The following is a 10,399-nucleotide window of genomic DNA, read 5'->3' as shown; positions in this document are numbered from 1 at the left end:
TAGGTGCCGAGGACAACGACTGCGCTGCGGTTGCAGTCGCCATCTCGCCCGGATTCGTGCTGTCGTGCATACCGTACATCGAAGACGCGGATGGAGCGCACGAAATTGAATTCAGGCCCACTGATATCGATGTCGGCGCGGTCTTCTACGAGATGGAGGGCGTAATCAGCCCTTACGAGGTTGTCCCAGGCCGCGTTGGAGCCTCTGAACCCGCGCATCCCGCCTGTTGTGGCGGCCTGATCGAAGAGCGGGGCTGAAGAGTTTGATGAGGTTCCTGAACCACCATATAGGGCATCGAAGATCCGGTCCGTGGGGCGCGACCTGGCAGGCCCATCGTAAGACGCACCCATGGGGCAGCGCCAAATCTGCAGCGGCGGCTCCACCGGCCAAGGTGTGATGCGCCGGATGAACTCGGCCCGCGCGCGTGCGCATGGCACGGAAGCCGGCCACCCACCGGACAAACACAGCAGGATGGCGCAATCGATCTGATAGGTTTGGGCGCGGGCTTGCGTCGGAACTGTTGGCCCGGTCAAGGCAAGAGCTAAAAAGGCCGCCAGAGGGAGGTTTTTGAATTCGAAACGCATGGCAAGAACCCTTGACAATCTTCACTCAGCATACATACGAAAATATACTATTGCAACATTGATGATGCGTGTTGCGGTTGCGGCGGTCAGCAAGATCGCGAGCTGACAGCGTCGGCTTGCCCACCCTGAGGAAACCATGCGTTCCAGCGATTAGCCTTGATCGCATTGATTGCGATGATTACAATCTGCTCAGGAGGATATCATGGCAAGCATTACCATCCGGAACCTTGATGATGACGTGAAGCGCCGCCTTCGCATCCGCGCGGCCGAGCATGGCCGTTCGATGGAAGAGGAGGCGCGCGAAATCTTGCGCCATGTCGTCGGTGAAGCGAAGCCATCCCACGATCTTGCCGCGGCGATCCGGGCGCGGGTCGCGCCGCTGGGTGGCGTTGATCTCGACCTTCCGCAGCGTGAAGCCATGCGTGAACCGCCCGCGTTCGACCAGGCCTGACGCATGATCATCCTCGATACGAATGTCATATCCGAGCTGTTGCGCCCGGCCCCGGAGCCCAAGGTTGAACACTGGCTGTCCGCTCAGGACGGGCTCAACGTCTACCTGACCTCGATATCGGAGGCAGAGCTGCGCTACGGTCTCGCGATCATGGGGAACGGCAAGCGCCGCGCCGCGCTGGTTGACGCCGTGGACCGGATCTTGCGCGAGGACCTGGCCGGTCGGATCCTGCCCTTCGACAGCGCCGCTGCGCTGTCCTACGCCTCCATCGCCGCCGCACGACGGTCCGCCGGGCGACCGATTGCCCAGGCCGATTGCCAGATCGCATCCATTGCCCACGCCTGCGGCGCCACCGTCGCCACGCGCAATACGCCTGATTTCGAGGGTTGCGAGATCGGCCTGATCAACCCCTGGACAGCCGCATGAACGCCGTTGAGATTGAGCAAGCCGTTTCCGAACTCGCCGAGCAGCCCTTTGACGCGGCAGAGTTCCCCTATGCCTTCCTCATGGCCTTCGGAAACAAGGACACGACGATCAAGCGCCTGCGCACCGGCGCGTCGAACAAGTCCGACCTTGGCGGCGTCCTGCAGACCAACAACATCCACCTTGCGACCTGCGCCCCGGGCGACATCGCGGCGACCCTGCGCTCCTTACGCGACAGCCCCGCCACCACCCGCGCCAAGGCCAAGTTCATCTTCGCCACCGACGGCATCGACCTCGAGGCCGAGGATATCACCACCGGCGAAACCATCGCCTGCCGTTACACCGAGTTCCCCGACCATTTCGGCTTCTTCCTGCCGCTCGCTGGTATCTCCACGGTCAAGCAGATCCGCGAAAGCGCCTTTGACATCCGCGCGACCAGCCGTCTCAACCGGCTCTATGTCGAGCTGATCAAGGACAACCCCGACTGGGGCAGCGCTGACAAACGCCATGACATGAACCACTTCATGGCGCGGCTGATCTTCTGCTTCTTCGCCGAAGACACCGACATCTTCGTCAGCGACAACCTGTTCACCGCCACCATCGACCAGATGGCCAACCGCGACGGGTCGAACACGCACGAAGTCATTGGCGAAATCTTCCGGGCGATGAACACGCCAATCGCCAAGCGCGCCGAGGCCAAGCTGCCCCGCTGGGCCGACACCTTTCCCTATGTGAACGGTGGCCTCTTCTCGGGCAGCACCGATGTGCCGCGCTTTTCCAAGATCGCGCAGCGCTATCTCTCCCATATCGGCAGCCTCGACTGGACGCAGATCAACCCCGACATCTTTGGCTCGATGATCCAGGCCGTCGCGGATGAGGAGGAACGCTCGGTTCTCGGGATGCACTACACCTCGGTGCCGAACATCCTGAAGGTGCTGAACCCGCTCTTCCTCGATGATCTGCGGGCAGAACTGGAGGCGGCGGGCGACAACGCGCGCAAGCTGGCCAATCTGCGCGCCCGCATGGCCAAGATCCGCGTCTTCGATCCCGCCTGCGGGTCGGGCAACTTCCTTGTCATCGCCTACAAGGAAATGCGCAGCCTTGAGTATGAGATCAACAAGCGCCGGGGCGAGCCGCTGCGCCGCACCGACATTCCCCTCACCAACTATCGCGGGATCGAGCTGCGCGACTTCTCGGCCGAGATCGCGCGGCTGGCGCTGATCATCGCGGAATACCAATGCGACGTGACCTATCGCGGCCAGAAAGAGGCGCTGGCCGAATTCCTGCCGCTGGACGCACAGAACTGGATCACCTGCGGCAACGCCCTGCGGCTGGACTGGCTGTCGGTCTGCCCGCCCACGGGGACGGGGGTGAAGTTTCAGGCTTATGACCTGTTCATGTCCCCACTGGATCAGGCGCAGATCGACTTCGCGAATGAGGGGGGCGAGACCTATATCTGCAGGAACCCGCCGTATCTGGGATCAACCTGGCAAAGCACGGAACAGAAAGAGGATTTGCAGCGCATATTCGATGGGCGCACGAAAAGCTGGAAGTCGCTCGACTATGTTGCGGGCTGGTTCATGAAGGCCGCTGATTATGGGCTGCACACGCCCACCGTGTCGGCCTTTGTGTCCACCAATTCGATCTGTCAGGGGCAGCAGGTGCCGATCCTTTGGCCGCTGATCTTCAAGATTGGGCATGAGATTGCTTTTGCCCACACCAGTTTCAAATGGGCGAACCTTGCCAGCCATAATGCGGGCGTGACCGTGGCGATTGTTGGAATTTCCAATCATGCGGGGCAAGTGCGCAAACTGTTCTCGCTGGCAGATGATGGCGGGTCCGTTGTGAAGGAATCGGACAACGTCAATGCCTATCTGGTGGCCGCGCCGAATGTGATAGTGGACAAAGCCAGTAGGCCGTTAAACGGCACCGCCAACATGAGCTTTGGGAACAAGCCCGTTGACGGCGGGCACCTGCTCCTGAGTGCAGACGAAGTGCGGACCCTTGGTCTGACCCCCGACCAACATAACAAATTCATCCGCCGGATTTATGGTTCTGCGGAGTTCATTCGCGGATTGGAACGCTATTGCTTGTGGATTGAGAACGATCATCTGCAAGAGGCGTTGGCGATTGAAGCAATTCGCCAACGCATAGAAGGCGTGCGCATGATGCGCTTGAATAGCCGCGACAAGAGCGCCAACGAGATGGCAAGTCGCGCCCATCAGATGCGTGAAATGCGGATCGGAAAGAATTGGACGCTCACTGTTCCTCGAACGTCTTCTGAAAACCGCCCATATTTGCCGAACGGCATCATTGATGCGCGCTCAACAGTGACCAGTGAAACCTTCGCCCTCTACGACGCCCCGCTCTGGAACATGGCGCTGATCGCCTCGCGCCTGCATCTGGTCTGGATCGCCACGGTCTGCGGCAAGATGAAAACCGATTTCCGCTATTCCAACACCATGGGCTGGAACACCTTCCCCGTCCCGAAACTGACGGAAAAGAACCGCGCCGACCTGACTGCGGCGGCAGAAGGCATCCTTCTGGCCCGCGAGGCGCATTTCCCCGCCACCATCGCCGACCTCTACGACCCCGAGAAAATGCCCGCCAACCTCCGCGCCGCGCATGATCACAACGACGAGGTGCTGGAACGCATCTACATCGGCCGCCGCTTCCGCAACGACACCGAACGGCTGGAAAAACTGTTCGAGATGTACACGAAGATGACGACGAAGGTGAGCGCATGAGCGACTTTAACAGCATGACGTTGATGGCAGCGGGCGAGATGATTGCTGAAATGTCGACACAAACCGCTTTCTCGTCTCTCACCCTAGGGTGGGGTGTTGACGAATTCTGTGGTTCTGGATCGGTAGCATCGAAGGCCAATGAAATGGTTCGGTTCGCAAGAAGCAGTATGGGGGGACGTTCTGTTCCGACGGTCAACGGAAACTGTGACCTAAGCAGAGCCATGATTGAGCATGCAATTACGGCATCCGAGCAAAGCAAGCGCAACAAGCCAGATGTCTGGTTGCGTCTTCTTGCTGGTCTGAAAATGGATGGCTTCACACTTGTGGAAGAGGAGGTTCCAGACCCAATGGGCAGATCTTCCATTTTCGATGACGCTCCAAGGGTCATTAAACAGACTGTTCTCAGGCGGATGCTGCCTGAGGATGTACCTGAGACAGATTTTCGAGAGGCGACCAGCGAAATTGAGGCCTTACTTGGTCGGCACGGGTTGGGCGCCGCCAAGGGGCATTTGGATCAAGCGATTCAGAACTTTTCGCAAGGGAACTGGTCTTCCGCCAACGCGATGATCAGAAATTTCTATCAGGAACTGCTGGACAAAATTGCGGAATATTTTGGATGTGATCCTAAGGTTAGCGATGACGCAAAGAGGCAATATCTTGCAGATACAAAATCGGGACCGTTCCTACTTCACGAATACAATGAGTGGGAGAACGACAGAGGCAAACCTGCGTACGTATTGGGGTTGTGGGCAAGATTGCATCCGCACGGTAGCCATCCGGGCCTGTCAGATGAAGAAGATTGTGCTTTTCGGTTTCAAATAATCCTGATCACAGCCCGCATATTTTTAAGACGTTTTGATAAGCGGGTGAGAGGTCAATGATCAAAGGTTTTCCCTCCAATTCGATTATTTATGCCACCAACGGTAGCCCGGCCAAGCCGAACGACCTGGGCCGGCGGGCAATACAGGAATGCCCCTACGACAAACGCTACCCAGGCGTGGTGGGTCAGAAAGTGGACACACTATGACCCTTGACCCTGTCATGAGCGCGGAACGCACCCGCAAACTGGTGGACGATCTGCGCGCCAAACCAGCGGAAACCACCTGGATCGAGTTCAAGGAAAACAACGCCGACGGACCGTTGATCGGCAAGCTGATCTCGGCCTTGTCCAATGCTGCACGGCTTGCCGATCAGCACTTCGCCTATGTGGTTTGGGGGGTGAGAGACGGTGATCATGCGGCTGTCGGCACGATTTTTGAGCCGACAGTGAAGAAGGAGAAGGGGCAGCCGCTCGAACTGTGGGTGGCCAACCACCTCCAGCCGGGCATCGAGTTCCGGTTCGAAGAGGTCGATCATGACGGGCAGCGCCTGATCCTGCTGACTATCCCCGCCGCCGCAACCGCTCCGGTAGAGTTTGACCGCACAGCCTATTTGCGCATCGGCAGTGCCACGCCGCGCCTGTCCGACCATCCGGAACGCCTGCGTGCCCTCTGGAGCAAGTTGCAGCCCTACGCTTGGGAGACAGGCGTCGCGGCGCAGTTCCTGTCCGGCGACGACGTTCTTGCGCGGCTGAATTACGCCAACTACTTCGATCTTACGGGCCAGCCCTTGCCGGATAACAGGCAGGGGATCTTCGACAGGCTATTGGCAGATCGTCTGATCCAGAAAGATGTAAGCGACCGCTGGAACATTACCAATCTGGGCGCAATCCTGTATGCTAAGAAACTTTCCGATTTCGGCCCCTCTGTAGAGCGCAAAGGGGTTCGTTTCGTGGCCTATGCTGGCACCGGACGTGCAGATGACGTGAGCCACCGCCAGGACGGCCAGCGCGGCTATGCAGCGGGATTTCAGGGGCTGGTGGATTACATCGACGGCCTTCTGCCCCGCAACGAATTGATTGGTAAAGCATTCCGCGAGGAGCGTCCGCTCTACCCGTCGATAGCGATCCGCGAATTGATCGCCAACGCATTGATCCACCAGGACATGACGATCACCGGTGCCGGTCCACTCATCGAGTTATTCAGCGATCGCATGGAGATCACGAACCCGGGCGCCCCCTTGGTTAGCCCCGACCGGTTTTTGGACTCGCCCCCGCGTTCCCGAAATGAAGCTCTTGCTTCCTTGATGCGGCGCATGAAACTTTGCGAAGAACAAGGCACCGGCATCGACAAGGTGATCTCGGCGGTTGAGCTACACCAGTTGCCCCCACCGGATTTCCGCATGGAGGGAGACGCCGTGCGCGTGGTTCTGTTTGCACCACGCCGCTTTGCGGACATGACACCGGAAGAAGCCGTGCGAGCGTGTTACCAACATGCCGCGCTCAAATACGTAGGCGGTCAGAAGATGACGAACGCGACACTTCGGGAGCGGCTCGGCATCGACGACCAGAACGCTGCGCAGGCGTCGCGGGTTATTCGCGCGACGCTGGATGCTGGTCTGATCCGTCCTGCGGATGCTGAACGCCCTCGTGCTGGATATGTCCCCTCATGGGCGTGACAGGGATAACATTTGATCGGGTTTTGATTGTGCGTATGTGGGCTAGAGGGCGTAATTTTGGAAAATACATATAAATCATACTGTTACAACGGGCCGCGTGCGGTCTCGCTACTTGATCGGGTTTTGATTGCCCGCCCCAAAGCGAATGATTCCGCGCCCCTCAGAAGGAAAACATCATGACACAGCAGGTTCCTTCCGTCTCTGTCAATTATGCGGCCAATGGAAGCTCGAGCAAATCGAACGAGCTTGGCATGCGCGAAATGCAAGAGGGTGCCTATGAGAAGCGGGGCGAGCAATACCTGCTGATCAAGTCGCCGCCGGCATCTGGCAAGAGCCACGCGCTCATGTTCATCGCACTCGACAAGCTGCACAATCAAGGCCTGCGTCAGGCCATCGTCGTGGTGCCAGAAAAATCCATCGGGTCCAGCTTCAACGACGAGCCGCTGAGCAAGTACGGCTTCTGGGCAGACTGGACAGTGCAACCGCGATGGAACCTGTGCAACGCTCCCGGCGGGGATGACGGCAAGGTCGGCGCTGTCGGCAAGTTCCTGGCGAGCGACGATAAGATTCTGGTCTGCACCCACGCGACCTTTCGGTTCGCCGTGGACAAGTTCGGGATTGAAGCGTTTGATGATCGGCTCATCGCGGTAGATGAGTTTCACCACGTCTCTGCCAACCCTGATAATAAGCTGGGCACGCATCTGGGCGCCCTTGTCGCGCGCGACAAGGTGCATCTGGTGGCGATGACCGGGTCCTATTTCCGCGGCGATGCCGAAGCCGTTCTGTCGCCCGAAGATGAGGCAAAGTTCGATACCTTCACCTATACCTACTATCAGCAGTTGAATGGTTACAAATACCTCAAGACGCTCGACATCGGGTATTTCTTCTATTCCGGGTCCTATGCGGACGACATCCTCAAGGTTTTGGATCCGACCGAGAAGACGATCCTTCACATCCCGAACGTGAACTCGCGCGAAAGCACCAAGGACAAGCATCGCGAGGTCGAGCATATCATTGACGCCCTGGGCGATTGGCAGGGAGCGGATCCCATCACGGGCTTTCAGCTGGTCAAGACGCCCGACGAGCGAGTCTTACGCATCGCCGATCTGGTGGACGACGAGCCATCCAAGCGTGACAAGGTTTCCGCCGCGCTGAAAGACTCCACGCAGAAGAACAACCGCGATCATGTCGACATCATCATCGCCCTGGGTATGGCGAAAGAAGGGTTCGATTGGATCTGGTGCGAACACGCCCTGACGGTGGGTTATCGCGCCAGCCTGACGGAGATCGTGCAGATCATCGGCCGCGCCACCCGCGATGCCGAGGGCAAGACCCGAGCGCGGTTCACCAACCTTATCGCGGAGCCTGGCGCCGCGGCCGAAGCCGTGACCGAGGCAGTCAACGATACACTGAAGGCGATCGCTGCAAGCCTGCTGATGGAGCAGGTGCTGGCCCCACGTTTCAACTTCACACCCAAGACCGTGAAAAGTGGCCCTGTCGAAGGGTTCGATTACGGCGAGGGCGGCTATGACCCCAACAAGGAGAACGTTGGCTTCAGCGAGGCCAGCGGACAGTTCCAGATCGAAATCAAAGGCCTGGTCGAACCCAAGAGCAAGGAAGCCAAGCGCATCTGCCAAGAGGACCTCAATGAGGTGATCACAGCTTTCGTTCAGGACAAGACTACGATCGAACGGGGCCTCTTCGACGAAGAGCTGGTGCCGGAGGAACTGACGCAGGTTCGCATGGGCAAGATTGTCGGTGCCAGGTTCCCAGAGCTAGATGCAGAGGATCAGGAAGCGGTGCGCCAACACGCAGTTGCTGCGCTGAACCTGACCCAAAAGGCGAAAGAGATCGCGCTGTCGAACCGCGATGACACAGAAACAACCGGCAATACCGCCTTGATCGACGGGGTGCGCAAATTCGCAATGGACGTGCGCGAACTCGACATCGATCTGATTGATCGCATCAATCCGTTCGGCGAAGCCTACTCGATTCTGGCAAAGACGATGAGCGAGGAAAGCCTTCGGCAGGTTCAGGCCGTCATCTCGGCGAAAAAGGTGCAACTGTCACCGGACGAGGCGCGAGATCTGGCGAAACGCGCCGTCAAGTTCAAGCAGGAGCGGGGCCGTCTGCCTTCCATCACATCGCCTGATCCGTGGGAGAACAAAATGGCCGAAGGCGTCGCCTATCTCGCGCGCATGAAGCAGGAGGCTACCTATGGCTAAGGGTTTCACTGACGAAGACGACGCCCTCCTTGCTGAGCTTGGCGTCGAGGTCGAGGTCAAGAAGCAGCTCAGCCGCACACCACGCGAAGAACGCATCATCGCAGGTTTTGAGGAAATCTTGCGATTTGCAGATGAGCATGGCCGGCCTCCCCAGCACGGGGAGGATCGTGATATCTTTGAACGCCTCTACGCCGTGCGTCTTGATCGGATCCGCGACTTGCAGGAATGCCGCGACCTCCTTGCCCCACTCGACGAGCAGGGTCTCCTAGCAAACACCCCTGCGCCCTCAGCATCAGACTCCGATGACCTCGATGACGATGCCCTCCTCGCCGAACTGGGCGTGGAAGTTGCTAAATCACCCCTCACGGAATTGAAGCATGTCCGGTCAACAGCCGAGAAAAAGGCCGCCGATGAAGTCGCCAATCGCGAAAAATGCGAAGATTTTTCGAAGTTCAAGCCATTGTTCGAGATGGTCCAGAAAGAACTGGATAGCGGTTTGCGGGAGACCCGCCCTTTCGAGATGAAAGCCGAGATTGAGAAGGGCCGCTTTTTCATCGTCGGCGGTCAGAAAGCCTATGTTACTGAAAAGGGTGAGACCATCACGAATGAGCAAGGTCGTACCGATGCTCGTCTGCGGGTGATTTTTGACAACGGCACCGAGAGCAACATGCTGATGCGCTCGCTCCAGCGCGCGTTGAACAAGGACGGCGCGGGACGCCGAATCACTGACCCATCGGCAGGCCCACTTTTTTCGGACCAGACAATCGATGGTGATGAGGCGAGCGGGATCATTTATGTGCTTCGCAGCAAATCCGATCATCCACTCGTCACAGAAAACCGGGAACTGGTGCACAAGATCGGCGTTACCAATATGAGCGTCGAGAAGCGGATCGCCGGCGCGCAGTTGCAGCCGACGTTTCTGATGGCGAATGTCGAGGTGGTCGCGACATACGAGCTCTACAACATCAATCGGTCCAAGTTGGAGAACCTGATCCACCGCATTTTCGAACCTGCACGGCTCGAGATCGAGATCATGGATCGCTTTGGAAGGCCTGTGGTCCCGCGAGAATGGTTCCTCGTTCCTCTCTTTGTCATCAACGACGCTGTCGAAAAGATCAGGGACGGCACAATAACGGGCTATCACTATGACCCCCGCGCTGCCGGACTCAAACGTATTTCGGGGGAGATGCCGCAATAGATGCTGCGTGACACTCTATGGCACCTCGACCAGCGGGATGCATGGATCGGAGAAGGATTGCGCTTGAACTCGCGGAATATGGTCGAGCGCCATCACGTGCACGTGCACCGGCACCCCAGCGTACCGCCAACCTTCTATCTTGCGCCTTTTGTTTTCTAACAAGAGTCGCAGTCGGGGGTAGCTGGCCCCATCGGAAGGTTTCTTCGTAGAACCACGCTAAGGGGGAACTTTCAGAGAACATCTTCACGTTTCCCAGTCTCTGGCTGGTCTGATGT

The 10,399-nt window shown here is 58.2% G+C and carries 9 protein-coding genes; 8 read left to right on the top strand and 1 reads right to left on the bottom strand.

Annotation, left to right across the window (positions count from 1 at the left end; all coding sequences use genetic code 11):
* A partial coding sequence (locus GGR17_RS19775; protein ID WP_183314823.1) for a hypothetical protein occupies positions 1-584 on the bottom strand: 584 nt, incomplete at its 3' end.
* A gap of 202 nt (positions 585-786) precedes the next feature.
* Here GGR17_RS19775 and GGR17_RS19770 point away from each other — a divergent pair.
* The 8 genes from GGR17_RS19770 to GGR17_RS19735 all read left to right on the top strand — a co-directional run bounded on the left by GGR17_RS19770 (position 787) and on the right by GGR17_RS19735 (position 10,124).
* A complete protein-coding gene (locus GGR17_RS19770; protein ID WP_054540688.1) occupies positions 787-1,035 on the top strand; it encodes a FitA-like ribbon-helix-helix domain-containing protein in 249 nt (82 codons plus the stop codon).
* 3 nt (positions 1,036-1,038) lie between these two features.
* The gene (locus tag GGR17_RS19765; RefSeq protein WP_054540689.1) at positions 1,039-1,461 is read left to right on the top strand and encodes a type II toxin-antitoxin system VapC family toxin; all 423 of its coding nucleotides are present in this window, start codon (positions 1,039-1,041) and stop codon (positions 1,459-1,461) included.
* Positions 1,458-4,205 carry a class I SAM-dependent DNA methyltransferase gene (locus tag GGR17_RS19760; RefSeq protein ID WP_054540690.1) on the top strand — a complete coding sequence of 916 codons (2,748 nt, stop codon included), beginning with the start codon at positions 1,458-1,460 and terminating at the stop codon, positions 4,203-4,205. The genes GGR17_RS19765 and GGR17_RS19760 overlap by 4 nt, the downstream gene beginning before the upstream one ends.
* Positions 4,202-5,086 carry a hypothetical protein gene (locus GGR17_RS19755; RefSeq protein ID WP_054540691.1) on the top strand — a complete coding sequence of 295 codons (885 nt, stop codon included), beginning with the start codon at positions 4,202-4,204 and terminating at the stop codon, positions 5,084-5,086. The genes GGR17_RS19760 and GGR17_RS19755 overlap by 4 nt, the downstream gene beginning before the upstream one ends.
* Positions 5,083-5,232 carry a hypothetical protein gene (locus GGR17_RS19750; RefSeq protein WP_157445672.1) on the top strand — a complete coding sequence of 50 codons (150 nt, stop codon included), beginning with the start codon at positions 5,083-5,085 and terminating at the stop codon, positions 5,230-5,232. The genes GGR17_RS19755 and GGR17_RS19750 overlap by 4 nt, the downstream gene beginning before the upstream one ends.
* A complete protein-coding gene (locus GGR17_RS19745) occupies positions 5,229-6,701 on the top strand; it encodes an ATP-binding protein (RefSeq protein WP_082386788.1) in 1,473 nt (490 codons plus the stop codon). Before GGR17_RS19750 ends, GGR17_RS19745 begins: the two co-directional genes overlap by 4 nt.
* Positions 6,702-6,877: 176 nt before the next feature.
* Positions 6,878-8,926 (top strand): pseudomurein-binding repeat-containing protein, encoded by a 2,049-nt coding sequence (locus GGR17_RS19740; protein ID WP_054540692.1) that lies wholly within the window; start codon positions 6,878-6,880, stop codon positions 8,924-8,926.
* Positions 8,919-10,124 (top strand): GIY-YIG nuclease family protein, encoded by a 1,206-nt coding sequence (locus tag GGR17_RS19735; protein ID WP_054540693.1) that lies wholly within the window; start codon positions 8,919-8,921, stop codon positions 10,122-10,124. The genes GGR17_RS19740 and GGR17_RS19735 overlap by 8 nt, the downstream gene beginning before the upstream one ends.
* The last annotated feature ends 275 nt before the right edge of the window (positions 10,125-10,399 follow it).

Origin of the sequence: Actibacterium naphthalenivorans, from assembly GCF_014196965.1 — a bacterium.
GTDB lineage: Bacteria > Pseudomonadota > Alphaproteobacteria > Rhodobacterales > Rhodobacteraceae > Actibacterium_A > Actibacterium_A naphthalenivorans.
This window is presented reverse-complemented; position numbering and strand designations above follow the sequence as displayed.

Bases quoted from the DNA above. Each gene is read 5' to 3' on its own strand.
- GGR17_RS19770 (WP_054540688.1), top strand. From the start codon at position 787: ATGGCAAGCATTACCATCCGGAACCTTGATGATGACGTGAAGCGCCGC.
- GGR17_RS19765 (WP_054540689.1), top strand. From the start codon at position 1,039: ATGATCATCCTCGATACGAATGTCATATCCGAGCTGTTGCGCCCGGCC.
- GGR17_RS19760 (WP_054540690.1), top strand. From the start codon at position 1,458: ATGAACGCCGTTGAGATTGAGCAAGCCGTTTCCGAACTCGCCGAGCAG.
- GGR17_RS19755 (WP_054540691.1), top strand. From the start codon at position 4,202: ATGAGCGACTTTAACAGCATGACGTTGATGGCAGCGGGCGAGATGATT.
- GGR17_RS19750 (WP_157445672.1), top strand. From the start codon at position 5,083: ATGATCAAAGGTTTTCCCTCCAATTCGATTATTTATGCCACCAACGGT.
- GGR17_RS19745 (WP_082386788.1), top strand. From the start codon at position 5,229: ATGACCCTTGACCCTGTCATGAGCGCGGAACGCACCCGCAAACTGGTG.
- GGR17_RS19740 (WP_054540692.1), top strand. From the start codon at position 6,878: ATGACACAGCAGGTTCCTTCCGTCTCTGTCAATTATGCGGCCAATGGA.
- GGR17_RS19735 (WP_054540693.1), top strand. From the start codon at position 8,919: ATGGCTAAGGGTTTCACTGACGAAGACGACGCCCTCCTTGCTGAGCTT.